The sequence below is a fragment of the Variovorax sucrosi genome (assembly GCF_051216635.1).
Taxonomy (GTDB): domain Bacteria; phylum Pseudomonadota; class Gammaproteobacteria; order Burkholderiales; family Burkholderiaceae_C; genus Variovorax.
The window spans coordinates 1-24508 of record NZ_JBPJZU010000013.1; the positions used below are offsets into that span (position 1 = coordinate 1).

Annotated in this window: 24 protein-coding genes; 16 read left to right on the forward strand and 8 right to left on the reverse strand. The window is 64.9% G+C overall.

Features of this window, described 5'->3' with window-relative positions:
• From ACSFBE_RS22255 to cydX, 8 genes are all read left to right on the forward strand, one after another.
• Window positions 1–823 (forward strand): acyl-CoA dehydrogenase C-terminal domain-containing protein (locus ACSFBE_RS22255; protein WP_435492575.1); only part of this gene is annotated, 823 nt, incomplete at its 5' end.
• A gap of 90 nt (window positions 824–913) precedes the next feature.
• The gene (locus ACSFBE_RS22260) at window positions 914–1876 is read left to right on the forward strand and encodes an NAD(P)H-dependent flavin oxidoreductase (protein WP_435492576.1); all 963 of its coding nucleotides are present in this window, start codon (window positions 914–916) and stop codon (window positions 1874–1876) included.
• Between the two features lie 42 nt (window positions 1877–1918).
• The gene (locus tag ACSFBE_RS22265) at window positions 1919–3052 is read left to right on the forward strand and encodes an acyltransferase family protein (RefSeq protein WP_435492577.1); all 1134 of its coding nucleotides are present in this window, start codon (window positions 1919–1921) and stop codon (window positions 3050–3052) included.
• 224 nt (window positions 3053–3276) lie between these two features.
• Window positions 3277–4989, forward strand: a complete 1713-nt coding sequence (gene cydD / locus ACSFBE_RS22270) for a thiol reductant ABC exporter subunit CydD (protein WP_435492578.1) — start codon at window positions 3277–3279, stop codon at window positions 4987–4989.
• Window positions 4986–6683 (forward strand): amino acid ABC transporter ATP-binding/permease protein, encoded by a 1698-nt coding sequence (locus tag ACSFBE_RS22275; protein ID WP_435492579.1) that lies wholly within the window; start codon window positions 4986–4988, stop codon window positions 6681–6683. The genes cydD and ACSFBE_RS22275 overlap by 4 nt, the downstream gene beginning before the upstream one ends.
• A 36-nt stretch (window positions 6684–6719) precedes the next feature.
• Window positions 6720–8333 (forward strand): cytochrome ubiquinol oxidase subunit I, encoded by a 1614-nt coding sequence (locus ACSFBE_RS22280; RefSeq protein WP_435492580.1) that lies wholly within the window; start codon window positions 6720–6722, stop codon window positions 8331–8333.
• Between the two features lie 16 nt (window positions 8334–8349).
• On the forward strand, window positions 8350–9504 hold the full coding sequence (gene cydB / locus ACSFBE_RS22285; RefSeq protein ID WP_435492581.1) for a cytochrome d ubiquinol oxidase subunit II: 1155 nt from the start codon (window positions 8350–8352) through the stop codon (window positions 9502–9504).
• Window positions 9505–9533: 29 nt separating this feature from the next.
• Window positions 9534–9656: a cytochrome bd-I oxidase subunit CydX gene (gene cydX / locus ACSFBE_RS22290; RefSeq protein WP_435492582.1), complete on the forward strand. Its 123-nt coding sequence runs from the start codon at window positions 9534–9536 to the stop codon at window positions 9654–9656.
• A gap of 254 nt (window positions 9657–9910) precedes the next feature.
• Here cydX and ACSFBE_RS22295 read toward each other — a convergent pair whose 3' ends face one another.
• Window positions 9911–11203, reverse strand: a complete 1293-nt coding sequence (locus tag ACSFBE_RS22295) for a phospholipase D-like domain-containing protein (protein WP_435492583.1) — start codon at window positions 11201–11203, stop codon at window positions 9911–9913.
• Window positions 11204–11503: 300 nt separating this feature from the next.
• Here ACSFBE_RS22295 and ACSFBE_RS22300 point away from each other — a divergent pair, with 300 nt between their 5' ends.
• The gene (locus ACSFBE_RS22300; protein WP_435492584.1) at window positions 11504–11713 is read left to right on the forward strand and encodes a DUF4287 domain-containing protein; all 210 of its coding nucleotides are present in this window, start codon (window positions 11504–11506) and stop codon (window positions 11711–11713) included.
• 359 nt (window positions 11714–12072) lie between these two features.
• Here the strand turns inward: ACSFBE_RS22300 and ACSFBE_RS22305 are convergent, their stop codons facing one another.
• Complete coding sequence (locus ACSFBE_RS22305) at window positions 12073–12279, reverse strand: hypothetical protein (protein WP_435492585.1); 207 nt, start codon at window positions 12277–12279, stop codon at window positions 12073–12075.
• Between the two features lie 94 nt (window positions 12280–12373).
• On the opposite strand from ACSFBE_RS22305, the gene ACSFBE_RS22310 reads away from it, so the two are divergent.
• Window positions 12374–12859 carry a hypothetical protein gene (locus ACSFBE_RS22310; protein ID WP_435492586.1) on the forward strand — a complete coding sequence of 162 codons (486 nt, stop codon included), beginning with the start codon at window positions 12374–12376 and terminating at the stop codon, window positions 12857–12859.
• Between the two features lie 376 nt (window positions 12860–13235).
• Here the strand turns inward: ACSFBE_RS22310 and ACSFBE_RS22315 are convergent, their stop codons facing one another.
• From ACSFBE_RS22315 to ACSFBE_RS22325, 3 genes are read right to left on the reverse strand one after another with little or no spacing between them, the layout of a single operon-like run.
• Window positions 13236–13922, reverse strand: coding sequence for an RraA family protein (locus ACSFBE_RS22315; RefSeq protein WP_435492587.1), 687 nt, complete (start codon window positions 13920–13922; stop codon window positions 13236–13238).
• A gap of 14 nt (window positions 13923–13936) precedes the next feature.
• Entirely contained in the window at window positions 13937–14923 is a 987-nt protein-coding gene (locus ACSFBE_RS22320; protein WP_435492588.1) for a Bug family tripartite tricarboxylate transporter substrate binding protein, read from the reverse strand.
• Entirely contained in the window at window positions 14920–16149 is a 1230-nt protein-coding gene (locus ACSFBE_RS22325) for a pyridoxal phosphate-dependent aminotransferase (RefSeq protein WP_435492589.1), read from the reverse strand. The genes ACSFBE_RS22320 and ACSFBE_RS22325 overlap by 4 nt, the downstream gene beginning before the upstream one ends.
• Before the next feature lie 173 nt (window positions 16150–16322).
• On the opposite strand from ACSFBE_RS22325, the gene ACSFBE_RS22330 reads away from it, so the two are divergent.
• Both ACSFBE_RS22330 and ACSFBE_RS22335 read left to right on the forward strand, forming a co-directional pair.
• Entirely contained in the window at window positions 16323–17234 is a 912-nt protein-coding gene (locus tag ACSFBE_RS22330; protein WP_435492590.1) for a LysR family transcriptional regulator, read from the forward strand.
• Window positions 17235–18003: 769 nt separating this feature from the next.
• Complete coding sequence (locus tag ACSFBE_RS22335) at window positions 18004–18366, forward strand: hypothetical protein (protein WP_435492591.1); 363 nt, start codon at window positions 18004–18006, stop codon at window positions 18364–18366.
• Window positions 18367–18724: 358 nt separating this feature from the next.
• Here the strand turns inward: ACSFBE_RS22335 and gstA are convergent, their stop codons facing one another.
• Complete coding sequence (gene gstA / locus ACSFBE_RS22340; RefSeq protein WP_435492592.1) at window positions 18725–19354, reverse strand: glutathione transferase GstA; 630 nt, start codon at window positions 19352–19354, stop codon at window positions 18725–18727.
• A gap of 137 nt (window positions 19355–19491) precedes the next feature.
• On the opposite strand from gstA, the gene ACSFBE_RS22345 reads away from it, so the two are divergent.
• On the forward strand, window positions 19492–19815 hold the full coding sequence (locus ACSFBE_RS22345; protein WP_435492593.1) for a winged helix-turn-helix transcriptional regulator: 324 nt from the start codon (window positions 19492–19494) through the stop codon (window positions 19813–19815).
• Window positions 19816–19964: 149 nt separating this feature from the next.
• On the opposite strand, the gene ACSFBE_RS22350 is transcribed toward ACSFBE_RS22345, so the two are convergent.
• Entirely contained in the window at window positions 19965–21320 is a 1356-nt protein-coding gene (locus ACSFBE_RS22350; RefSeq protein WP_435492594.1) for an MFS transporter, read from the reverse strand.
• A 140-nt stretch (window positions 21321–21460) separates the two neighbouring features.
• Between ACSFBE_RS22350 and ACSFBE_RS22355 the strand changes: the two genes are divergently transcribed.
• The 3 genes from ACSFBE_RS22355 (at window position 21461) to ACSFBE_RS22365 (ending at window position 23614) form a co-directional block, all read left to right on the forward strand.
• Window positions 21461–22342 carry a LysR family transcriptional regulator gene (locus tag ACSFBE_RS22355; RefSeq protein WP_435492595.1) on the forward strand — a complete coding sequence of 294 codons (882 nt, stop codon included), beginning with the start codon at window positions 21461–21463 and terminating at the stop codon, window positions 22340–22342.
• Window positions 22343–22473: 131 nt separating this feature from the next.
• Window positions 22474–22965, forward strand: coding sequence for a GNAT family N-acetyltransferase (locus tag ACSFBE_RS22360; protein WP_435492596.1), 492 nt, complete (start codon window positions 22474–22476; stop codon window positions 22963–22965).
• A 70-nt stretch (window positions 22966–23035) separates the two neighbouring features.
• Window positions 23036–23614, forward strand: coding sequence for a GNAT family N-acetyltransferase (locus ACSFBE_RS22365; protein ID WP_435492597.1), 579 nt, complete (start codon window positions 23036–23038; stop codon window positions 23612–23614).
• A 60-nt stretch (window positions 23615–23674) separates the two neighbouring features.
• Here the strand turns inward: ACSFBE_RS22365 and ACSFBE_RS22370 are convergent, their stop codons facing one another.
• A complete protein-coding gene (locus ACSFBE_RS22370) occupies window positions 23675–24337 on the reverse strand; it encodes a tRNA-uridine aminocarboxypropyltransferase (RefSeq protein ID WP_435492598.1) in 663 nt (220 codons plus the stop codon).
• Between the last annotated feature and the right edge of the window lie 171 nt (window positions 24338–24508).

Below are 24508 nucleotides of genomic sequence, written 5' to 3' on the forward strand. Positions count from 1 at the left end.
CCCGGTCGACGGTTCGATGAACGCGAGCGCGCCGATCATTCACCACCCTGACGTCAAGCGCATGCTGATGACGATGCGTGCTTACACGGAAGGCTGCCGCGCGATGGCGAGTGTGGCAGCTGCAGCCTACGACGCGTCGCATCACCACCCCGATGCAGAGGCGCGCCAGCAGAACCAGGCCTTCTACGAATTCATGGTGCCGCTCGTGAAGGGCTACAGCACCGAGATGAGCCTGGAGGTCACTTCGCTGGGCGTGCAGGTGCACGGCGGCATGGGCTTCATCGAGGAGACGGGTGCGGCGCAGTACTACCGCGACGCGAAGATCCTCACGATCTACGAAGGAACGACCGCCATCCAGGCCAACGACCTGGTCGGGCGCAAGACGGCGCGCGACGGCGGCCGCACGGCCAAGGCCATCGCCGCGCAGATCGAGACGACGGAGGCCGAGCTTGCCAAGCGTGACAGTGCCGATGCGCACGCCGTGGCCAAGTGCCTGAAGGCGGCGCGCGAAGCCTTCGTCGAGGTGGTCGACTTCGTCGCGGGCCAGACCAAGGCCGGACCGAAGTCAGCGAACGCGGTGTTCGCAGGCAGCGTGCCCTACCTGATGCTGGCCGGCAACCTGGTAGCCGGCTGGCAACTGGCCCGTTCGCTGCTGATCGCCGAAGACCTGGCGAAGGCCGGCACCGATGTCGCCTTCATGCAGGCCAAGGTCGTCACCGCGCGCTTCTATGCCGAGCACATCCTGAACAAGGCGCCGGGCATCCGCGACAGCATCGTCGACGGCGCCGAAAGCGTGACGGCGCTGGCACTCGACGCCTTCTGAGCCGCGCGCTGCGCACCGCTGTCACCCAGACGACGCGCGTGCCCGGCGCCTTCTTATAAAAGCCATCTCGACTCAACCGACGGAGACCTCATGTCCAAGCTGCCCCCCGTGCTCGCGAACCTGCCGCTGCCCATCATCGGCTCGCCGCTGTTCATCATCAGCAACCCGAAGATGGTGGTCGCCCAGTGCAAGGCCGGCGTGGTCGGGGCGATGCCGGCGCTCAACGCGCGTCCGGCGGAACAGCTCGAAGAGTGGCTGATCGAGATCACCGGAGAACTCGCGGCCTACAACAAGGCGAACCCGGACAAGCCGGCCGCGCCCTTCGCCATCAACCAGATCGTGCACAAGAGCAACGATCGGCTCGAGCACGACATGGCGATGGTCGTGAAGTACAAGGTGCCGATCGTCATCACCTCGCTGGGCGCGCGCACCGACGTCAACGATGCGGTGCACAGCTACGGCGGCGTGACGCTGCACGACATCATCAACGACAAGTTCGCACGGAAGGCGATCGAGAAGGGCGCCGACGGCCTGATCGCGGTAGCCGCCGGTGCCGGCGGCCATGCGGGCGTGAAAAGCCCCTTCGCGCTGATCCAGGAAATCCGCCAGTGGTTCGATGGTCCGGTGGCCTTGTCGGGTTCGATCGCCAGCGGCGACGCGGTGCTCGCCGCGCAGGCCATGGGTGCCGACTTTGCCTACATCGGCACCGCCTTCATCGCGACCGAAGAAGCGCGCGCCAGCGAGGCCTACAAGCAAGCGATCGTCGACGGCAGCTCGGACGACATCGTCTACTCGAACCTCTTCACCGGCGTGCACGGCAACTACCTGGCGCCGTCGATCGTCGCCGCGGGCATGGACCCGGCGAACCTGCCCGAAGGCGACCTGAAGACCATGAACTTCGCCAGCGGCGACGGCAGCAAGGCCAAGGCCTGGAAGGACATCTGGGGCTCGGGCCAGGGCATCGGCGCGATCACGGAGGTGACCAGCGTGGCGGCTTACGTCGAGAAGCTCAAGCGCGAATACCAGGCGGCACGCCAGCGGCTGGCACTCTAGGTGCCGCGCAACCGCCGCATGGCAGCTGTTCCGCGCGTCCCGATGCCGATCGATTCGGCGGCCGTGCGCATGCCGTTGCTCGATGCGGTCAAGGGTGTGGCCTGCGCGCTGATCGTCGGCCACCACCTGGCGCGTTACGGACCGATGGCCGAAAGCGCCTCGGTGCTGGCGCCGTCGCTCTTCGGTTGGCTTGCGCAGCACGGGCGGCTTGCCGTGCAGATTTTTCTTGTTCTTGCCGGCTTTCTGGCAGCGAGCAGCCTCGCGCCGGATGGGCGCTTGCGCGTCGAGCGTCCGATGGTGCGCGTGTTGCGCCGCTATGCGCGGCTCGTCATGCCCTATCTGGCTGCGCTGTCCTGCAGCGTCGTCGTCGCTGCGCTCGTGCGCCCCTGGCTGAACGACGAGGCGGTGCCCGATGCCCCGGTGATCGCGCAACTCGTCGCCCATGCGCTGCTTTTGCAGGACCTGCTGGGCTATGACGCGCTGTCGACCGGGGTCTGGTATGTGGCCATCGACTTCCAGCTCTTCGTGCTCGCGCTGGCGGCGTTCTGGTGGGTGCATTGGCTCGAGCGGCGGTGGAAGGTCGACGCCGCGCGCGCACGTTGGCTGGCCGTCGCGCTGGTGCTGGGGCTCGTTGCCGCATCGCTCGCGGTCTTCAACCGCGATTCGGCGCTCGACGACACCGCGCTCTACTTCTTCGGTGCCTATGGACTCGGCATGCTGGTCTTCTGGATCGGCCGCGCCACGCGCGACAGCACATGGCGGCTGGCCGCACTCACGCTGGCGTTGTTCGGTGCGGGTGCGCTGGCGATCGATTGGCGCAGCCGCATCGCAGTTGCACTGGTGGCGGCACTGGCCATTGCCGTGGCGCAGCGCCGGCAGTGGCTGCGGCCGACGGCCTGGCCCGCCTTGTGGCAGCCGTTGGTGCACCTCGGCGAGATTTCCTATTCGCTGTTTCTGATCCACTTTCCAGTGATCCTGCTGGCCAACGCGGTCGTCGACCGCTGGTGGCCGGACCAAGCGTGGATGGCCCTCTGGGGCATGGCCTTCGCGTTCGCGCTGTCGTTGGCGGCAGGCACCTTGCTGCACCGGCAAGTGGAAATGCGGGCCGCCACGTGGAGAGCCGTGCTGGCGCTTTTCGCCGGCCTGCTCGCTTGCGGCGCGCTGAGCGCCGCCTGATGCGCCCACATCTGGCGGCCCATCGTCTGCCCCTGCACCCTGGCCACGCCTGCCTGCCTGCGTCGCAGGGGGTAGGCATTCCAGGCCGCAATGGCCTGCCGTTTCTCTGATCTTCATGCCATAACCGGGCTTGCACCGACTTGCGTGCGCGCAAGCGGCAAAAGTCGAACCCCGTTAAACTTCATGAAGTTTCAGGAAATACTGAAACTTCGAAAGCACAACCGATGACTTCCTCTCCCGCCCGCTCTGCTGGTTCGACCGTGCTGTCGACCGACAGCCTGCGCCGACTGGCGGCGCCACGGGTGGGAAGCCTGGTGCAGGGTGGGGCTGCGCTTTTCTGGCTCCCACAAGCGGCGTTGCTGGCCTGGGCGGTTCAGCGCCTGGGCGCGGGCGAGGGCATCGACGCGGTGTGGTTGCCCGCGCTCGGTATCGGCGTGCTGGGCGCCCTGCGCGCCGCCTGCGAGGCTTGGGGCACGCGCCGCATCTTCGGCGAGGTGCGGGGGCAGCTCTCGGTGCTGCGCGCACAGGTCGCCGCCGCGTTGGCCGCGCGCTCGCCGCTCGACATGGCGCGGCCCGCGTCCGGGCAGGCCGCCAGCGCGATCGCCGAGCAGGCGGAGGCCGTGCTGCCGTACCTGGTGCGCTACCAGCCGGCCCGCTGGCGCGCGATGCTGGTGCCGATCTTCATCCTCGTCGCGGTGGCCTGTTTCTCGTGGGTCGCCGCGCTGATCCTGCTGCTGGCCGCGCCGCTCATTCCGATGTTCATGGCCATCGTCGGCTGGCGTGCGCAGGCGGCAAGCCAGCAGCAGATGGTCGAGATGGGCGCGATGAACGCCTTCCTGCTCGATCGCCTGCGCGGCCTCGCGACGCTGCGCGCGCTCGGCGCGGTGGATGCGACGGCACGCCGCCTCGGCGATGTCGCGCAGTCGCTGCGCCGCCGCACCATGGCGGTGTTGCGCATCGCGTTTCTCTCGTCCGCGGTGCTCGAACTGTTCGCCGCGCTGGGTGTGGCGATGGTCGCGGTGTACATCGGCTTCCACCTGCTCGGCACGCTGGAGTTCGGCAGCTGGGGCCGCCGGCTGAGCCTGGCGGAAGGCCTGTTCGTGCTACTGCTGGCGCCCGCCTTCTTCGAGCCGCTGCGTGAACTTTCGGCGGTGTGGCACGACCGCGCCGCCGGCGAGGCGGCCCTCGATGCGCTCGACGCGCTGGCCGAAGCGGGCGTGCCGATGCCGGGTCGCGCGAACGCGCATGCGCCGGCCGTCGTGCGACGTGGTGCGCCCTCGGTGCACATTGCCGATCTGCACTTCGCGCACCCCGGAGAGGCCGTGCTGTTCAACGGACTCGACCTGCATGTGGCGCCCGGCGAGCACATCGCGCTCACGGGCCCGAGCGGCGCCGGCAAGACGGCCTTGCTGAGCCTGATCGCCGGCCTGATGCCCGCCGCGTCGGGCGACATCGCCATCGGTGGCGTGTCGCTGAACGACGAAACTGCGCTGGCGCTGCGTCGCCGCATCGGCTGGATGGGCCAGCGCCCACATGTCTTCGCGGCGTCGGTGCACGACAACGTGGCCATGGGGCGCGCCGGCGTGGCGACCGATGACGTGGCGCAGGCCATGCGCGACGCCGGGCTCGGCGACGTGGCGCAGGCGCGGCCGGCCACGGCGCTGGGCGAGGGCGGTGGCGGCCTGTCGGGCGGTGAACTCGTGCGGCTGGCGTTGGCCCGGCTGGCGGTGCAACCCGAGGCGGACCTGTGGTTGGTCGACGAGCCGACGGCGCACCTGGACACCGACACCGCCGAGCGCGTGGTCGACGCGCTGCTGCGGCTGGCGCAGGGCAAGACGCTGATCGCGGTGACGCACGATCCCATCCTGGCCGCGCGCATGCAACGTGAGGTGCGGCTCGGCGACGTACGGTCCGTGATGGCACGGGAGGCTGCATGACGCGCGCCCGCCATCGCCGCCTGCGCGAACTGCGCACCGTGCTGCAGCCCTTCATTGCCACTGCTCCGCGCCGCCTCGCGCTGGGCGCGGCGCTCGCTGCACTCACCGTGCTCATGGGCATGGCGCTGCTGGGCCTGTCGGGGTGGTTCATCACGGCGACGGCCCTGGCCGGGCTGAGCGCCACGACCGCCATCGTCTTCGACGTCTTCATGCCGTCCGCCGGCATCCGGCTGCTGGCCCTGGGCCGCACCGGCGCGCGCTACGGCGAGCGCCTGGTGACGCACGACGCCACCTTTGCCGCGCTGGCCGACCTGCGCGAGCGTCTCTTCCGCGGATGGGCGCAGCCCGCGGCGGCGCGCGCGCTGATGGCGCGGCCGGCCCGGCTGCTGTTCCGGCTGACGGCCGACATCGACGCGCTCGAATCGCTGTACCTGCGCCTGGGCGTTCCGGCCATCGCTGCGCTCGGCGCCGCGCTGCTGGCCGGCGTGGTGACGGGCTTCATGAACCTGTGGATGGGCGTCGCGCTGGCGGCCTGGCTGCTGGTGGCGGGCTGGGGCATCGCGCTGTGGCTCACGCGGCAGGCGCGCCCGCATGCCATGCGGCGCGCCCAGGCTGCCGAGTTGCTGCGTGCGCGCGCCGTGGACCTGGTGTCGGGCCAGACCGAGCTCGCGATGGCGGGCCGGCTCGATGCGCAGCGCGAAGCGCTCGCCGCGGCGGACCGACGCCTGGCACGTGCCGACCTGGCGCTCAACCGGCTCGACGTGCGCGCTGGTGCCGCCTACAGCATGGCCGGCACGCTGACGCTCGCCGCCGTGCTGCTGGCCGTCGGTGCGCTGGTGGACGAGGGCGCCATCGGCGCACCGGCCGCCGCGCTGGCGCTGCTCGTGGCCCTGACCGCGACCGAACCCTTCGCGGCGCTCCGCCGCGGCGCGCTCGAAGCCGGGCGCACCTGGCTCGCCGTGCATCGGCTGGCGCCGCGCATGGTCGAAGCTGTCTCTCCGGTGGCTCTCGACGCGACAGGTCCGGACGTGACACTGCATGACGTGCATGCAACCCATGCCGGCAGCACCGCAGCGGCGCTGCAGGGCATCTCGCTGCGCATCGCCGCGGGCGAGCGCGTCGCGCTGGTCGGCCCCAGCGGCGCCGGCAAGTCCACCTTGCTGGCCGTGCTGGCCGGCGAGATCGCACCGACGCACGGCGAGGTGCACGTGCCGCCGCACTGCCTGCTCACGCAGCGCTCCGAAGTCTTCCAGGACAGCCTTCGCGACAACCTGCGCCTGGCCGATGCGTCGGCCGACGATGCGCGTCTGTGGGCGGTGCTCGATGCCGCCGGGCTCGCGGGCGAGGTGCGCGCCATGTCGGGTGGCCTCGGCACGCTGCTCGGCGAGGGCGGCCTCGGCCTCTCCGGCGGCCAGTTGCGCCGTCTGGCGTTGGCTCGTCTGCTGCTGCGCGACTCTCTCTTTTGGCTTCTCGACGAGGCCACCGAAGCGGTGGACACTCGCACCGCGCACGACGTGCTTCACCGCCTGGCGGCCCGGGCGTCCGGCCGCACGCTGCTCATCGCGACCCACCTTCGCCGCGAGGCGGCTCTGGCGGACCGACTGATCCGCATCGAGCAGGGCCGCCTGGTGGCCGACCTGCATCGCGGCACCCCGGCCTTCGACGCCGCCCTGCGCACGCTGCGTCCCGATTGACGCCGGACCGACGAACAAAGGAAAAAAGGAACTCCCATGGACCTCGACATCGTTGCCCTCTCGCGATTGCAGTTCGCGCTGACGGCGCTCTACCACTTCCTCTTCGTGCCGCTCACGATCGGGCTGGCCGTGATCCTCGCGATCATGGAGACGGTCTACGTCATGACGGGCCGCACCGTCTGGCGCGACATGACGAAGTTCTGGGGCGTGCTCTTCGGCATCAACTTCGCGATGGGCGTGGCCACCGGCATCGTCATGGAGTTCCAGTTCGGCATGAACTGGAGCTACTACAGCCACTACGTCGGCGACATCTTCGGCGCGCCGCTGGCCATCGAAGGGCTGATGGCCTTCTTCCTCGAAGCCACCTTCGTCGGCCTGTTCTTCTTCGGCTGGGACAAGCTCAGCAAGGTCGGCCATCTGATGACCACCTGGGCGGTGGCCATCGGCTCGAACTTCTCGGCGCTGTGGATACTGATCGCCAACGGCTGGATGCAGAACCCGGTCGGCTCGGCCTTCAACCCGCAGACCATGCGCATGGAGGTGACCGACTTCTTCGCGGTCTTGACGAACCCCGTGGCGCAGGCCAAGTTCGTGCACACGGTGTCGGCGGGCTACACGGTTGCGGCGATCTTCGTGCTCGGCGTGTCGGCCTGGTACCTGCTCAAGGGCCGGCATGTGCAGCTCGCCAAGCGCTCGATGACGGTGGCCGCGTCCTTCGGCCTGGCCGCGTCGCTGTCGGTCGTCGTGCTGGGCGACGAGAGCGGTTACCTGTCGACCGAGCACCAGAAGATGAAGCTGGCGTCGATCGAGGCGATGTGGAAGACCGAGCCCGCCCCGGCCGCCTTCACCGTCTTCGGCTTCCCCGACCAGGAAGCGCGCGAGACGCACTATGCGATCCACATTCCCGCGGTGATGGGGCTGATCGGCACGCGTTCGCTCGACACCCAGATCCCTGGCATCGAAGATTTGGTCAAGCTCGCCGAGCAGCGCATCAAGGACGGCATCAAGGCCTACGACGCGCTGCAGACCATCCGCGCTGCGGGCAGCGATGCGGCCGTGCCCGCCGCCGCCCGCGAAGCCTTTGATCGTGATGGTCGCTCGATGGGCTATGCCCTGCTGCTCAAGCGCTATGTCGACGATCCGCGGCAGGCCACGCCCGAGCAGATCAGCAAGGCTGCGTGGGACACGGTGCCGGCGGTGGCGCCGCTGTACTGGTCGTTCCGCATCATGGTCGCCTTGGGCATGTTCTTCATCGTGCTGACCGCCACCTTCTTCGTGTTGTCGACGCGGCGCCGACTCGACGCGCACCCGTGGCTGCTCAAGCTGGCCGTGTTCTCGATCCCATTGCCGTGGATCGCGGCCGAGGCCGGCTGGATCGTGGCCGAGGTCGGCCGCCAGCCCTGGGTGATCGAAGGCGTGCTGCCGACAGCGGTGGCCGTGTCCAGCCTGGGCGCGACCACGCTGCTCATCACCATCGCGGGCTTCGCGCTGATCTACACCGTGCTGTTCGTCATCGAGATGAAGCTGATGCTCAAGGCGATCGGCAAGGGCCCGGAGGAGCATCCCGTGCCGCCGCCGGCGGCCTTCCGCGCCGAAGCGGCGCCCGACCAGCGCCCCCCGTCGAGGCCCCTGGCGGGCGCGGCCGAATAACCGAGGAGCACCCATCATGATTCTGAGTGAACTGATCTCCTACGAAACACTGCGCTTCATCTGGTGGCTGCTGATCGGCGTGCTGCTGGTCGCGTATGCGGTCACCGACGGCTTCGACCTCGGCGTCGGCATGCTGCTGCCCTTCGCGGGGCGCGACGACCACGAGCGCCGTGTGATGATCAACAGTGTCGGCCCGGTGTGGGAAGGCAACCAGGTCTGGCTGATCTTCGGCGGCGGTGCGATCTTCGCGGCCTGGCCACAGCTCTACGCCGTGTCCTTCTCCGGCTTCTACCTGGCGATGTTCGTGATCCTGGTCGCGCTCATCCTGCGGCCGGTGGCCTTCAAGTTCCGCGGCAAGCGCGAAGAGCCGGCCTGGCGCGCGCGCTGGGACGCGGTGCTTTTTCTGAGCGGCCTGGTGCCGGCGCTGATCTACGGCGTGGCCGTGGGCAACGTGCTGCAGGGCGTGCCCTTCCGCTTCTCGTCGGACATGCACATCTTCTACGACGGCAGCTTCTTCGGCCTGCTCAACCCCTTCGCGCTGCTGTGCGGGCTGGTGTCGGTGATGATGATGCTGATGCACGGCGCGGCCTGGCTGCAGCTCAAGACCACCGGCCCCGTGGCCGAACGCGCACGGCGCTACGGCAGCTGGGCGGCCGTCGCGACGCTGGTGCTCTACGCGCTGGCCGGCGTCGCGCTGTGGCTGTGGATCGACGGCTACCGCGTGACCAGTGCGCTGCCGACCGGCGGCCCGTCGAACCCGATGCTCAAGACAGCGGCACTGCAGCCCGGCGCCTGGTTCGCCAACTACGCGGCGCGGCCGTGGTTGTGGGCCGCACCGGTGCTCGGCCTGCTGGGCGCGTTGCTGGCGCTGGTCGGCCTGCGGGCGCGGCGCGAGGTTGCCACGCTGCTGGCGAGCGGGCTTTCCATCACCGGCATCGTGCTGAGCGTGGGCGCGTCGATGTTCCCGTTCATCCTGCCGTCGTCGATCGACCCGCGCGCCAGCCTCACGGTGTGGGATTCGTCGTCGAGCCACCTCACGCTCTTCAACATGTTGGTCGCCACTGCCATCTTCCTGCCGCTCATCATTGCCTACACCAGCTGGGTCTACCACGTGCTGTGGGGCAAGGTCGACGCCGACGCGATCCGCGAAGAGCGCGGCCACGCCTACTGAACGCCCACAAATCAACGAAAGAGAAAACCATGTGGTACTTCGCCTGGATCCTGGGGCTGCCGCTGGCGGCCACCTTCGCGGTGCTCAACGCGATGTGGTACGAGCTGATGGAAGACGATGCCATTCGGCGGGACAAGATGGAGAGGCCTTGACGCGGTAGAACAAGGCCGCGGATCATCAGCGCGAACGTCCGCTTCGCAGCGGCTCAAACACCCGCTTTGGGCCCGGGGCTCCGATCGACCGACTGGCCTCAGTCGGCCAAAAGCGGACGGTCGACTGCGCCGCAGAACTCGCCAGATAGCTGCCGTTCGCACGGTCGGCGAGAAAGCAGGACATGCAGTTTCGAGCTGAACTCGCACTGCTTCGAAAAGACGAAGCGCGTCGACCCTCCGCATAGAAACGCCTGCTAAAGCAACTCGTTGAAGGCATGAAAGAAACCGTCTTTGCAACGGTGCCACAACCCTCGCTGCGCCCACTGCGCCGCATCGAGCTCGACGCAGTGCTGCATATCCTCCACGAACGATGCCTCCAGCCGACGGGCGATCGTAGTGTCCTTGACGCCCAGGGTGATCTCGTCGTTGGTCTCCAGCGACCGATCGTCGAAGTTGCTCGAGCCGATCGCGGACCAGACACCATCGACGGTCATCACCTTCTGATGAAGTAGGCAGTCCTGGAACTCGAAGATGCGGACACCGCCTTCGAGCAAGCGGTGGAAGTTTCGGTGTGCCGCGTGTTGCACCATCGGCATGTCCGAAGCCTCTGCCGAAGGGACCATCACTCGCACGTCCACACCGCGCCGCGCGCTGACGCAAAGCGCTTCGATCGCCTCGTCGTCAGGGAGGAAGTAGGGGTTCTGGATCCAGAGACGTTCACGTGCCATGCAGATAACGAGGTGATGCAGGATCTTCACGGCCGGTGGCGATCCCTCGGCCTTGATGCTGGCCACATGGATGGAAACCTCTCCAGTACGTTCAAGGCTGGGAAAGTACGCGTCGCCGAGGAACAGCTCTCCCGTGTCCTCCACCCAGTTCTCGGCGAAGACGGCTTGAACAGCGTGCACGGCGGGCCCGTCGAGCCGGACGCCCAGGTCACGGACATCGTCCTTTCTTGCCGCGGACTGGCACATCCAACCGTCCACGATGCAATGACCGCCAACGAAGGCGACCCGCCCATCCAGCACGACCAGCTTCCTGTGGTCGCGGTCGTTGAAAACGCCGATGTTGCGTATGTGATGCGGGTGATGAAAGTGGAGACGACAGCCGGCCTCCCGCAATCGGCGAGGCGCCTCGGTGCCGATGTTCTTGCCACCATCCGCGTCCACCAACACCCGGACAGCCACGCCCGCTCGGCAGCGCGCGACGAGCGCGTCCACAAGACGCGTCCCGAGTTCTCCTTCCTTCCACAGGAAGGTTTCGAAGTGGATCGAATGGGTTGCGCTGTCAATGGCACGGAACAGGGCGGCGAAGAAAGCGCCGTCGGCCAGGAGCTCGACAGCGTTGCCGTGGTAAACCGCCCCCTGTGTCAAGCCGGCGATCGACGGAATGAGTTCGTCGATAGAGGCGTCGCAGGCAATCTCGAGTTTGGGATCTCGGTGTCGCCGAATCGACCAGATCACGACGCCGAAGATAGTCGCCACGAACAGCAGCACGAACACGAGTGCTGTCGGCCACGAGGCTTGGTCAAGTAGGTTTTCGGTCACGAGCAAGTTTCGGAAATGGGGGCATGGTAGCGGCCGGCTTTCGCCGACATGCCACGCCTGCTCAGGTGTTCGCCGATACACGTTCGCTTGGCATGGCCGCAGAAGTTGAGCGAGGCAAGTCCACAAGCCACTATGCCGGCGGGAGCTTTCTGCATGGAGGCGACCTGATTCGCGCCTGGTACTTGACCAGCGGCTGCAGGCATTGCGCGCTGTGGCAGGATTTGGGCGCCGCCAGTGAAGCGCGGTGACCCCCACCCCTTGGTGGTCTATGAACTGACTCTCACCTAAGAAGGAGCCCCAATGGCCGAGACGACCAAGGTAAAGGGACCCGCCTCATACTTCCCTTCCATCGAAAAGACTTACGCCAAGCCAATAGCGTATTGGATGGATATTCTGGAGAAGCTGGGTCCGCTTAAGCACATGGAGCTCGTCAATCGCTTAAAAGCCGAGCACCAAGTGGGACACGGACACGCGAACGCCTTGGTGGCGGCGTTTCTCGCGGCCAATTAGCACGTCGAGCGCGTCTGACGACGGCGTGCCACCTGAAACTGAGAACCTCGAGATTTCCAACGTGGTTGTAGGGCCCGTGAGTCGAATCATTCACGACGACGCGTGTCGCATTTTCGAAGTAGTTTGGGAAAGCTACATCTCGTATGCCGTGACGAACGAGTCTTTTCAGCACGGGGACGAACCGGAGACCTTCAGCGGACAGCGACTTAGGCGATACACGCGGTCCCCGTTCCTCGAATACATTGCTCGCGCAACCTTTGCCTCGAGTGACCACCCCGGCCCTTTTGAACACATCGGGGTTACATGCCTCAACCACGGGATTGACGTCGTATCGACAGAGGCGCCGCGGGTCCGACTTCTCAAGCATGGAAGACCATTGCCTGTTCGGGTACGGCATAACGAGCGCCTTTGAGACTTGAGCCCGAGCACAAGGCCGCCTTCGGCCAAAAGCGGACCTTGCTGTCAGGTTCCAGAGTGACAGTCGTAGACTCGGAAAAACCGCTCGCGCCATCGATGCTTCCCGAGGGCACGGCGAGCACGCCACCAACCTGCAAGAGATTGGCCATGAGCATTTTCAAACGTGCAGCTAATGCCTTCGAATGGGTCCAAATGGGACTCTGGCCTTGAACCGGCCTTCAGGTCCACTGTTCTCTATCCATCATGCTTAGACACAGCCTAGCACTACTTTTCGTCTCTGCAATCGTCGCCGGCTGCTCGGCCGTCGGTGCGCCATTCACACCTCATACCGGTCTGCAAGCCAGCCAAGGCGTGGTGTACGTCTTTCGACCGGCCGCACGCCCTTTGTCTGTACTCACGGCGATTATCAAAGTCGACGGAACGGTCGTTGCGTCGCTTGAGAACGGCGCATATGCGCCCATACCTCTTCCAGCCGGCCGCCATGTGATTACCCAGCAATGGAAGGCAGGGCTACTCGCCAACTCCGACTTCGAGAATCGGCCGCTTTCTGTTCCACTCGATGTGGAGGAAGGCCGCGAGAGTTACCTCCGACTCGGAACGCTGGGTTCCTGGCAGGTCACCAGTGGTTGGCCCTTGACGGTTCAAAATGACTGGGAGTGGCAACTTCGCGTCGTCTCAGCCACGCAAGCAAGCGCTGAGCTCTACGCCTGCCGTCTTGCCTCCAATTGAGGGACCAAGCTTCTACGACGCTCCGCTGCAACGCGTGCGACCACCGTCCTCATCGAGGAGTAATGGCATGTGGCAGCAAGCGGACATCCAAGGAACCAGGTCGCGTCAAGTAGGCTTCTTCCATGAGCTACGCAAAGGTCTCGTGGTGCAAAAACGTTATTCCGTTAGCCATTGCGTGGAAGTTTGGTGGCGCTTCAATTCCTGGCCGGGTCAGACGGCCATACCCCTTCCGACAGCTGGATCAAGCGGTTGATCGTCGCCCAGCCGCATCGCCGGGCTTCCGTCAAGCGAGATCGCCGTCGGTTTTGCGACTTTAGAACCCCATCTAGCCAGCACCTCCACCGCAGTGTGTAGAGGCGAACAGTCACTGGGGGTCTTAGAGTCTCTCGTTCTCTTTGAGTACACCGGCTTTGCGCAGTGCGGCTTCCAGCCATTTGGCGGTCGTGTCGCCTTTCTTGATCGCATCAATTCGCGCGGCCTCGTCCTCGACCTTTTTTCCCGCTGCCTGGAGAAGAAGCTCTACCTTCTCCCGCTCCACCACGACCACGCCGTCGGCATCGCCCACCACCAGGTCGCCCGGCCGGACCGCGACGCCGCCGATAGACACCGGATGCCCGATCCGGCCCGACGCCACTTTCGTCGGACCATTGGGATTAGTTCCGACCGAGAAAACGGGAAAGTCCATGTCGTCGATTTCAAGGCTGTCGCGCACCGCACCGTCGATTACCACGCCGGCGATTCCGACTTGCCTGCAGGCCGTCATCATGATCGTCCCCATGAGCGCGGCGCTCAGGTCGCCCTTGCCGTCGATCACCAGCACGTCGCCAGGCCGGGCTAGCGCGATGGCCGCGTGGATCATCAGGTTGTCGCCCGGCCGCACCTCGACCGTGAGCGCACTGCCGGCCAGCTTCATGCGGGGGCGCAGAGCCCGGATGCGACCGTGCAACGCACCGCGGCGGCCCGCGACGTCGGCGAGGATGGCCGGTTGGAAGGCCGAGGCCTGCCGGACCAGATCGGGGGAGACGCGCTCGAAGTCGCGAATGATGTCGGATAGCTGGTTCATTGTCGGTCTCATTTCTATTCGGCTTTGACGTCGGCGTCTTTCACCACGCGGCCCCACTTGCGCTTGTCTGCAGCCAAGAAGGCGCGGAACTGCTCGGGGGTGTTACCCACAGGCTCCAGGCCATCGGCGGCGAGCCGCTTGGCGATCTCGGGCATCGCGAGCACCTTGGCAACTTCCCGCTGGATGCGCTCGACCACGGCCGGCGGCGTGTTCTTCGCCGCGCAGATGCCCGCCCAGGTCACGGGCTCGAAGTCGGGCACGCCGGCTTCCGTCACCGTCGGAATGTCGGGAAAGGCCGCCAGCCGGCGCGGGCTCGCCACCGCCAGCGCGCGCAACTTGCCGGCACGTGCGTACTGCATGGAGCTCACCGGCTGGTCGAAGATCATCGAGACCTGGCCCGCGATGAGATCCGTCATCGCCTGCCCGGTGCCCTTGTAGGCCACGTGAACGATGTCGATGCCCGCGCGGCTCTTGAGCATTTCGCCCGCCAGGTGCCCGCCGGTGCCCGTGCCCGAAGAAGCGAAGTTGATCTCGCCGGGCTTCTGCTTGGCATAGGCCACGAGCTCCTTCACGCTCTTGACCGGCAGCGTCGTGTTCACCAGCAGCATGTAGGGCGCGTTGACGACCTGCGTGACCGGTGTGATGTCCTTCTCGGAATCGAAGGGCATGCTCTTCAGGATGTGCGGCTGGATCGACAGAGTGCCCGTGGTGCACATCAGCAGCGTGTGCCCGTCCGCGGGCGCACCGAGCATGGCCGATGCCGCGATGTTGCCGCCGGCGCCCGGGCGGTTTTCAATCAGGATCGGCTGCCCGAGCCCTTCGGCCAGCTTCGGCGCGATCAGACGTGCGACGACGTCGTTGGAGCCGCCGGGCGAAAAGCCCACGAGGATCTTCACGGGCTTCGACGGAAAGGCATCCGGGCCCTGCGCCCGGGCGGCGCCGAGGCAGACGGTGCCCGCGGCAAGGGCCGGCAGCAGCTTCAGAAAGGATCGCAGTTTCATTTCGGTTCCTGGTTGATGGCTTGGCCCGAGAGTTCGTCGCGCGCCCGTGCGATGCGGCGGCAACCCTCGAGCAGTTGTTCGGTGCTCGCAGCAAACGAGAGGCGGAAATGCGTCGGCACGCCGTAGGCGCTGCCCTGAAGCGCCGCCAGGTTCTGGGCGTCGAGCAGGTGCATCACCCAGTCGTCAGAGGTCTCAATCGCGACGCCCTGCTGCGTGCGAAGACCGAACAGCGCGCTACATGAAGCGAAGACGTAGAACGCGCCATCGGGCACGGCGCAATCGATGCCCTCGATGGCATTGAGCGCCGCAACCACCGTGTCGCGCCGTTCCGCGTATTCGCGCCGGTTAGTAGCAATGGAATCTTGCGGGCCCGTGAGCGCCGCGATGGCCGCCGCCTGGGCGATCGAGTTCGGCCCCGAGGTGCTCTGCGACTGAAGCTTGACCATCGCCTTGATGAGCGCCGACGGCCCTGCGCCGTAGCCGATGCGCCAACCCGTCATGGCGTAGGCCTTGGAAACGCCGTTCACCGTCAGCGTGCGGTCCTTGAGGTCGGGAGTCACCTGCGCCATGGTGGCGAAGCCGGCGTTGCCATAGATGAGGTGCTCGTAGATGTCGTCGGTGAGTATCCAGACATGCGGATGGCGGCGCAGGACCTCGGCCAGCGCCCGCAACTCTGCCCGCGTGTAGGTCGCCCCGCTCGGGTTGTTCGGCGAATTCAGGATCAGCCAGCGCGTCCTGCCGGTGATGGCACGTTCCAGGTCCTCGGGCTGGAGCTTGAAGCCCATGGCCGCCGGGCAGTCGACGCAGACCGGAACGCCGCCGGCGAGCAGCGCGATGTCCGGGTAGGACACCCAGTACGGCGCTGGCACGATCACCTCGTCGCCCGCCGCAACCGTGCACATGAGCGCGTTGAAGATCACCTGCTTTGCCCCGGTGCCGACGATGATTTCGTTCGATGCATAGGTCAGCTGGTTCTCGCCCAGGAACTTCCCTGCGATGGCCTCCTTCAGCGCCGGTGTGCCGCCTACGTCCGTGTAGCGTGTCTGGCCGGCCGCCATGGCGCGGATGGCCGCTTCCTTGACGTGTGCGGGCGTCTCGAAGTCGGGCTCGCCGGCGGTCAGGCTGAGGATGTCCCGGCCGGTCGCGCGCAGCTCACGCGCCCTTTGGCCCGCCATGGAACTGGGGGACGGTTTGATTCGGTTCAGGCGTGGTGCGATGTGAAGCATGCACGCAGTATCGAAGTCTGTTTGCCGCGGGACAAACGAGAAATCGGCGAGGCACGCTATTCCTTTTTTTCCTGGGCAGCTATGGATGTACATTCCGCCGGATGAACTTCACCTTCAAGCAGCTGGAGGCCTTTCTCTTCAGTGCCAAACTCCAGAGCTTCAGCGCTGCGGCGGTGAAGCTGCACACCACGCAATCGGCGGTCTCCAAGCGCCTGGCGGAATTGGAAGAGTCGCTGGGCGGCCCCTTGCTGCATCGCACCTCGCACGGCCTGGAGCTGACCCAAGTCGGCCGCGAATTGCTGCCGCTCGCGGAAGAGGCCCAGCGCCTCTGGCAACGCATTGCGCATGACATCAGCGTCGACAAGACGCTGCGCGGCACCTTCCGCGTCGGCGTGACGGAGCTCATCGCGATGACCTGGCTCACCCGCCTGATCCAGCTGCTGCAGAAGCTCCATCCCCAGGTGACGATCGAGCCCGTGGTGGACGCGGGCCTCACGCTCTTCGAGCGCCTCGAAGCCAACAAGCTCGACCTGGCCGTCATGCCCGGCACCTTCTGGGGCCAGGCCTTCGAATCGATCAAGGTTGCAGAGGTCGAGCAGGTCTGGATTGCGAGCCCGCGCCTGCAGATTCCCGCCCGCGCGCTGAAGCCGCACGAGTTTGCCGACTACCCCGTGATCGAGCAGCCCGCGGGCGCCTCGAAAAACAGGTTCTACGAAGCCTGGCGCGCGGAGCATGGTTTTCGCTTCGGCAAGGTCATGCTGACGAACAGCACGACCGTCCTGCGTGAACTGACCATCAGCGGCTTCGGCCTGAGCCAGCAGGCGCTCGACTATGTGCGACCAGACGTCCGGAGCGGGCTGCTACGCGTGGTCAAGAGCGATCCCATGCCGCCGCCGCTGGTGTACAGCGCGGTCTTCCGGCGCGACAACGTCAGCCCCACGCTGGAGCGCATCGTTGAGTTGGCGGTCAAGACCTGCGATTTCACGCTGCGAGCGAGCCAGCACCACGTAGCCCCGGCACGCGCCCTGCAGCGACAACATGTCGCGAAAAGGGCTAAGACACCCACTGGGAAAACTCGCGGATAACTGCCGCTGGTTGTTGACTGGGAGTGACGCGTCAACCGGACCACTGGCATCGTCAGATGCTTCGTCGGCAAAATCTTCGCCGGCGTCCTCTTGTTCTTCATGAGGGGGCGGCCACTCCGTTACGTTGAAATTATTGGATGGAGCTTAAGGGCGAGCGTCAGTAGACAGTCCTCACGGAGACATGCGGCCCGTCGCCTGTGCGTCCGATCCGGGCCGACAACCGAGTCTAGACACCGCCGCCCCGCAAGATGGGATGTCCGGCCGCTTACTGAGCTACCAAATCTCGTCGAACCGAACGGTCACTTGGCAAGAGTTCGCTGCGCTGGTGGCATCAGTGGGATGGGGAGAGGGGTACGACGAGTTCTCGTTCCGGCGTTCAAACTGCGCCTACCCCCTAGTCGTGCATGTGAAGGCGCTGGGAGATGCCAAGCGATTCTTTCACGCTTGTGGCTATCGCCGTCCGACGAGTGAGATGACGGTCATGTTCAAGAAACCGCCGCTGGTTTCAGCCTAGACCAGCAATGGCAAGATTCGGCCATTACCGGAAGTTCGTCACGCCCGTAGCCCCTGGCTGCAGAGCCTGAGTCATAAGTCACGCGCTAGCCGCCTTTCTACGACCGTAGATAGACGAATGTGAATGGTTCCCATACATTTGTCGCACCCCGAATACAAGTAGCTGGAAACCCGAATGCACTGCGATCTACGGCGCGACACCAACGTCTTGATCGCCACACATGTCCGCTTTGATTGGTCGAGGGCTGGAGCATCTATGAATGCGATCTTGCGCACATGGACGTTTTGGGTCCGAACTGCAGTCGAACAAGAATGCCGTGAGTATTTGGAGACGGTCAAGCTCGAGCAGATGAGGGCATCGCCAGGCAATCACCGCGCTGCTGCACTCTTTCGAGATCGCCAAGACGGGACTACTGTGGTGGTCGTCATGTCGGTTTGGGACTCGATGGAAAGCGTGCGCTCTTTCAGTGGTGATGACCAAGAAGCTCCATCGATTGATCCTGCAGACCGAGGAAAAATCTTTGACCTTGAACCGAAGGTGCGCCACTACGCCATGTCCGACATCGCCGCGCTTGCATTGATTCCACTTGAGTGGCGCGATTCTCTCCTGCCAACCTGAGCTGCCCAGCGTTCGTCAGGAGCGGCCGGGCAGCATGCAGTCGCCGACAGTGCCACGATGAGTCCCCCAGCATGCGCGCCAGGCGGAACATACGGGACAGCAACTGCACGTCCTTGTTCGCCGACGCCGCCCGCTCCCGGTTGTCGTAGAGATGCTTCGTGATGGCCACGGTGTGCGACGATTGATTCCCAAAGGCGCTGCGGGCGCCCGTTGAAAGGTCGTCAGTCGGCCAAAAGCGGAACTTCGGGCCCGCCGCAAATAATTCAGCTTCGCTTGTTTGGTCGAGCGGCCTTGGCATTGAGTGCATGCCGTCAGATTTCAAAGAACCTCGCCAGTGGTTCCGGCCTGGCGTGGAAGGCTACTTGAGCCCTTCTGTGTCGAGCGCTTTGCGGACGGCCGGCCGCTCGCGCATGCGGACATACCAAGTTTCGAGGTTGCGCAGGCCATCGAAATGGATATCGGCCTTGTAGACGGATTCCAACCACGGTGCCTGGGCCCAGCCAGTCAGCGCGTACAGGTAAGCGTCGGCCACAGTAAACCTTTCCCCCATCAGGTAGTCGCGGTCAGCCAACTGTTCGTCAATCCAGGCATAGCGCCTCTCCAACTTCGGCTTGGCAGCTTCGACGTATTTGCCGGCCAGCACCGAGTACAGCAGGGGTATGAAGCCTTTGTGTACTTCAGAAGTCAGAAAGCTCAGCCACTCTTGAAGGCGATAGCGCTCGAGGGTGCCATTCTTCGGCGCAAGGCCCGACTCCGGGTTCAAGTCGGCTAGATATTGCACGATGGCAGGGCCTTCGCGCAGTGCCGTGCCGTCGTCGAGTTCCAGCAGTGGGACATAGCCGAACGGACTGATTTCATGGAAGTCGCGGCCGTCCTCGGTCCTGTGAGTCTTGTAGTTCACCTTGACCAGGATGACGTCCAGGCCGAGTTCATTCAGGACGATATGGGGTGAAAGCGAGCAGGCCCCGGGTATGTAGTACAGCTTCATGCAGGTTCATTCCAATGTAAGAGGCGCCGGATGCGCCGCGAGCGATGCTATGGCGCTGGGCTAAAATTGGAAGAAGGCAATAAAACTGCACGTAGGTTAAAAAAGTATACCGACTGCCCTTTTCGGAAAGAGGTGCTATGAAAGCGAACGTGACGGGCTGCTCGGTGGAGGAAGCCATGCGCCTCTTGGGCGGCAGGTGGCGGCTCCTCCTCGTGTCCTATATCGTCGACGGGCCCAAGCGCTTCAGTGAGTTACGCCGAGACGTTCCAGGTATTTCGCAGCGCTCCCTCACCCTCGACCTCCGCGCGCTCGAGGCGGCGGGTCTGGTGAAGCGCACCGTACATCCCACCGCGCCTGTGAGGGTCGAATATGCGCTGACGGCCGATGGCGAGCGCTTGGAGCCAGTCGTGAAGGTGATGATGGACTTCGGGCTTTGGCTGAAGCAAAAGGCGCAGGCTTGAGTTCATCGGATTTTCGTTCGCCCACACATGCAGGCGGGTCAGGAAACTACGACGAGGGCTGGGTGGCGAGTGGACAGCGCCGGCTGCGGGCATTCCGCTGCCGTCGGGGGGACGGGATGCGGCCACAAGCTGACGGTGAGTTTGCGGGTTCACCCACGCTTCGCCGCCCGGTCCGAATGTGAACTTTCTTTCAAGCCAAGATAGCTCAGAATGCCTCCGGCGAACAAGAGAGCGACCGCCAACGCAATCGACACATGCATGCCGTGCAGAAAGAGGCTTGGTTCTGTGTCTCGCACGAAGAACCCACACACAGCCACGCCCAGCATGCCTCCAATCTGTCGGGCCGAATTGAGGACACCTGAAGCGATGCCGGCGTGCGCCGAGTCGACCGATGACAAGGTCGCGTTGGTCATGGTCGGAACCACCAGCGCGATGCCACTGGCTGCCAGTAGCATCGGCAACACCAGCGTCAGATAGGGGCGGTCTGCGTCGACGCGAAGCAGCAGCAGATAGCCCAACGACGCGAGCGCCAGTCCGGCGACCATCAAGGCGCGCGTACCCACGCGCGTGACCAACCGTCCGGCAGCGATGTTCATGACCATCAGGATGGCTGTCATCGGCAAGAACGCCAGGCCGGTCTGTTGAGGAGTGAACTGCTGGACCGCTTGGAAGAACAGGCTGAAGACGAACACCAGCCCGTAGTACGCAAAGTTCACCACCAGCCCCACGGTAGTTGCTATCGAGAAGGTCGCACTGCGGAACAACGACAGCGGAAGCATCGGCGCCTTGCTATGCTGCTCCAGCCAGTAGAACGCGGTTGCACTGAGGAGCGACGTGGCTATTCCGCCGCAGACCCAGGGATGGCACCATCCCAGCCGACTGGCTTCTGTCAACGCGGCGGTCAGCGAAGCGAGCGTAAGGATGGCTGCGAGCTGACCCGGCAGGTCGAGTCCACGACCTGCCTTCGTGAATGCGGTGGGCACGTTGCGCAAAGTCAGCGCCAACCCGAGCACGCCAACCGGAAGGTTGATGAGAAAGATGCCACGCCATCCCACATGTGCGATGAGCAGGCCGCCCAGGACCGGGCCGGCTGCCAGCGCGATACCTCCGGCTGCTCCCCACCAACCAACTGCGCGGCTGCGTTGTGCAGGATTCGGAAATGCCTGCTGAAGCAGCATCAGGGAACTGGGCACCAGCAGCGCCGCGCCCATGCCCTGGATGATGCGTGCGACCACCAGCAACGCCAGGCTCGGCGCCAGACCGCAGGCGAGGGAGGCCACCGTGAAAACGCCGAAGCCCGCCACGAAGACCCTTTTGGCGCCCATCCGGTCACCCAGCGCGCCGCAGGTCAGTAGCAGCGCCGCGAATACCAGCGTGTAGGCGTTGACGACCCACTGCAGCCCGGCGACATCGGTGCCGAAATTCGTGCGCAACGTTTCAAGTGCGACGTTGACCGCGCTGACATCTAGCAGCACCAAGACGAACCCCAGGCCCGCAGCGACCAAGGTCCATCGCTGGCGGGGGGTTAAAGAAGCGGTAACCATCGAACGGCACCCCATGAGACAGAGAAGGGCTCGAATCTAGGCGCCAAGTCGTCCTGCGTAAATTCTCAGAAAATGCAAGCCATCCTGGAGAAAATGCACAGATGTTCGATTGGGAAGACCTCAGGCATTTCATCGCGGTGGGTCGCGCGGGCACCTTGTCGGGCGCGGCCCGTGAGCTGAAGGTCGACCACGCGACCGTCAGTCGCCGACTGAACTCCTTGGAGCGCGATTTGCAAGTACGCCTCGTGGAGCGGCTTCCGCGGGCTTGCCGCCTGACGGATGCGGGAGCGCATGTGTTTACGCTGGCGCAGGTCTTGCAGGACGATGCATTCGCAATCGAGAGAGCCGTTCGCGCCAGCCAATCGCCACTCGCTGGCAAAGTCTCCCTGAGCGTGCCGCCGGTCTTAGTGGCCAGCTTTCTGGCGCAGCATCTGGCCGAGTTCCGCCAACGGTTTGCTGCCATCCAGCTGTCCGTATCCGGCCAAGCGCAGCAGGTGTCGCTGAGTCGGCGCGAGGCGGACATCGCTGTTCGACTGGTCCGACCCAAGGAGCCAGACAGCGTCGTGCGGAAGTTGGGAACCATGGCTTTCGCTCTGTACGCCAGTCGGAGCTACGAAGCTCTGTCGCACCCGGAGCTTTGGGAGTTCATTGCCTATGACGCGCGCTTCGAAGACATGCCACAGCAAAAGTGGCTTCGCAGCGTGGCTGGCAAGCGCCTCATTGCCTGCGAGCTCGGCGACATCAATAGTCACCACGCGGCGGTCCGTGCGGGCGCAGGCGTGGGCGGGCTTCCTTGCTTTATTGGTGACGCCGATGAGAGGCTGGTGCGCGTCTCCGACGACGAACCTTCGTTTGGCAGAGACATCTGGTTGGTGGTCCATCGCGACCTGAAGAGCGCTGGGCCGGTGCGCGCAGCGATGGACTTTCTTATTGTGGTGTTTGGGCGAAACCCCGCCTTCAACGGTTCCTCGACGTCCGGCTGAACGGGGGATGTCCGCTGCCGAGAATGATGCACGTCCGGCACGGCTCGCTGAAGCCGGGGGGGGCGAGGCCTAGGCGGCAGAATGCGGCCAGAAGCGGACCTTCGCCGCGGGCGCTCAATGAACTCTCGTCTATGAACATCCAGGAAGCGCGCTCCTCCGATGCGCTGATGATTGCCGCCGTCCTACAAGAGGCAGCTGAATGGCTCGCCGGCGACGGTCGAGCTCTTTGGTCAGCAGCCGAAATCGGTCACGAACGCGTCCTGCGGGACGTGAGCAGCGGGCTCTTCTACGTTGCCCGTCAAGGCGAGCACGTGGCTGGTGTCATGAAGTTCGAGTTGGAGGACGCCCATTTTTGGCCCGAGCTCCTGGCTGGCACCTCGGCCTTCGTTCATAAGCTCGCCGTTCGCCGAGCGTGGGCGAAGAAGGGAGTTTCGACCGAGCTGCTGTCCTATGCGCGGACTCGAGCCCAAGAGCTTGGGCGTGCTCACCTTCGCCTGGACTGCGTCGCGGACCGCCAAGGGCTACGAAGTCTTTATGAAGGCTTCGGCTTCGACCTGCACAGCGTGGTCGAGATAGGAGCCACTTCGTTTGCGAGGTATCAACTCTCGACGGCTGAACCGTAGGGCGCGCGAAGGCTCGACCGGCTAAAGTCGGCCATGAGCGGACATTCCAGCGCTGACCCAGTTTCAACTCATGCTGACTTCTAAAGCGAATTCAACGATGCGGCTCGTCTGGCCCTCGCAGGAGTACCTCGCCAGCTATGTCTCTGCACTGGAGCGCGGGTGGTCGCCCAACAATCTTCGCCCAGAAGCCGCCCAAGACGAGCTTGCAGCAATCCTCGCCGACTCTGTACGCTTTCTCGATAGCTTGGTGGACCGAGAAGCAAAAGGCCCTCCCGTCACGCTTCCCGATGGCACCAATGTCCCTCGCCTTCCCGGGTACAGGCGCTGGATGTGGGACGGGCAGTTCTGCGGCAGCATCGGCCTGCGTTGGCAGCGGGATACGAATGGTTTGCCCGACTATTGCTTGGGCCATATCGGATACGGCGTCGTTCCATGGAAGAGCGGGCGGGGCTATGCAACGCAGGCGTTGCGTACGCTGCTATTGGACGCCCCTCGCGAGGGTCTGACCTATGTGGAAATCACGACCAGTCCGGACAATCTCGCATCGCAACGAGTCATACGAGCAAACGGCGGCGTCCTCGTTGAAGAGTTCATCAAGCAGCCCGAACTGGGCGGCACGCCCGAGCTGCGGTTTCGAATCGAAGTTTGAGCGACGCCTTGTGCCCCCGCCACGTCAAGATTCGGCCAAGCCCAGCCGTTGGCTGCTCACTTAAATCAACCCCGTAACCCTTGGTCGAGGGCAGGACTTGTCAGTTTGCGCGTTTCGCTGTCCGCCGGCCTGCTCCAGGTACTCTACAAACCCGTCGAAGGCATCCAACAAGGGCTGGAACCGCGCCGCACCGCCTTCCAGTTGGCACAAGGCGTAGCAGGTCGCCTCCAGCGTGGACAGTTGGTCAGGCCCATGGGCTTTGCGGATACGGTAGTGCGAAGGCGGCAGGTTGCGCAGGGCCAAGCGGGGCAACTGTTGCAGTGGCGGGCTTTGGTAGAGCATCTTTCGGCTTTTGCGCCAGGTGCCGTCCAGCGCGACTAGGCGCAGGCGCGACGGGGCTTGCGGCCACTCGGGCGGTAGCGGGGGTGGGACCCGCAGGTCCGGGGCGGTATCTTGCAGACTGTCCGGGTACAGCAGCAGCGTGTGCTTGCCGTCCACCGGCCAGACCGGCACGGCGAATGCCTCACCCACCACCAAGCGGCAGTGCGCCAAGCTGAGGTGCAGCAGGCGGGCACTGCCTTTGGCCTGGTGTACCTCCAGGGGGTGCTGCAGCACTAGTACCTCCACCGCGTGGGCGGTGGGCGCGACCCAGCGGCAAATGCAGGCGCTGAGCGGGCGCAAGCACGCTGTGCACAGGGGGCGTGCGACCAAAGCTGCGGACATGGCTGGATTTTATTCAGCGTGCCTGGCTAGACAATGCGTGGAAGGGGATGTCTCTCGGCTTTGGCGCGACGACCGGATTTGGACAAAGTCGGAAGACCGCTTCGGGCCGAGGCTGTGTGAAAACGCTTCCCTCCCTCACCCTCCAAAAATAAAATGAGGTTCCCCGTTTCC

Coding starts and splice junctions, on each gene's coding strand:
- ACSFBE_RS22300 (WP_435492584.1), top strand. CDS start 11,504: ATGGCCGAGACGACCAAGGTAAAGGGACCCGCCTCATACTTCCCTTCC.
- ACSFBE_RS22325 (WP_435492589.1), bottom strand. CDS start 16,149: ATGCTTCACATCGCACCACGCCTGAACCGAATCAAACCGTCCCCCAGT.
- ACSFBE_RS22310 (WP_435492586.1), top strand. CDS start 12,374: ATGCTTAGACACAGCCTAGCACTACTTTTCGTCTCTGCAATCGTCGCC.
- ACSFBE_RS22260 (WP_435492576.1), top strand. CDS start 914: ATGTCCAAGCTGCCCCCCGTGCTCGCGAACCTGCCGCTGCCCATCATC.
- ACSFBE_RS22280 (WP_435492580.1), top strand. CDS start 6,720: ATGGACCTCGACATCGTTGCCCTCTCGCGATTGCAGTTCGCGCTGACG.
- cydX (WP_435492582.1), top strand. CDS start 9,534: ATGTGGTACTTCGCCTGGATCCTGGGGCTGCCGCTGGCGGCCACCTTC.
- ACSFBE_RS22365 (WP_435492597.1), top strand. CDS start 23,036: ATGCTGACTTCTAAAGCGAATTCAACGATGCGGCTCGTCTGGCCCTCG.
- ACSFBE_RS22265 (WP_435492577.1), top strand. CDS start 1,919: ATGCCGATCGATTCGGCGGCCGTGCGCATGCCGTTGCTCGATGCGGTC.
- ACSFBE_RS22275 (WP_435492579.1), top strand. CDS start 4,986: ATGACGCGCGCCCGCCATCGCCGCCTGCGCGAACTGCGCACCGTGCTG.
- ACSFBE_RS22345 (WP_435492593.1), top strand. CDS start 19,492: ATGAAAGCGAACGTGACGGGCTGCTCGGTGGAGGAAGCCATGCGCCTC.
- ACSFBE_RS22370 (WP_435492598.1), bottom strand. CDS start 24,337: ATGTCCGCAGCTTTGGTCGCACGCCCCCTGTGCACAGCGTGCTTGCGC.
- ACSFBE_RS22335 (WP_435492591.1), top strand. CDS start 18,004: ATGAATGCGATCTTGCGCACATGGACGTTTTGGGTCCGAACTGCAGTC.
- cydB (WP_435492581.1), top strand. CDS start 8,350: ATGATTCTGAGTGAACTGATCTCCTACGAAACACTGCGCTTCATCTGG.
- ACSFBE_RS22355 (WP_435492595.1), top strand. CDS start 21,461: ATGTTCGATTGGGAAGACCTCAGGCATTTCATCGCGGTGGGTCGCGCG.
- ACSFBE_RS22320 (WP_435492588.1), bottom strand. CDS start 14,923: ATGAAACTGCGATCCTTTCTGAAGCTGCTGCCGGCCCTTGCCGCGGGC.
- ACSFBE_RS22305 (WP_435492585.1), bottom strand. CDS start 12,279: ATGGCCAATCTCTTGCAGGTTGGTGGCGTGCTCGCCGTGCCCTCGGGA.
- cydD (WP_435492578.1), top strand. CDS start 3,277: ATGACTTCCTCTCCCGCCCGCTCTGCTGGTTCGACCGTGCTGTCGACC.
- ACSFBE_RS22360 (WP_435492596.1), top strand. CDS start 22,474: ATGAACATCCAGGAAGCGCGCTCCTCCGATGCGCTGATGATTGCCGCC.
- gstA (WP_435492592.1), bottom strand. CDS start 19,354: ATGAAGCTGTACTACATACCCGGGGCCTGCTCGCTTTCACCCCATATC.
- ACSFBE_RS22315 (WP_435492587.1), bottom strand. CDS start 13,922: ATGAACCAGCTATCCGACATCATTCGCGACTTCGAGCGCGTCTCCCCC.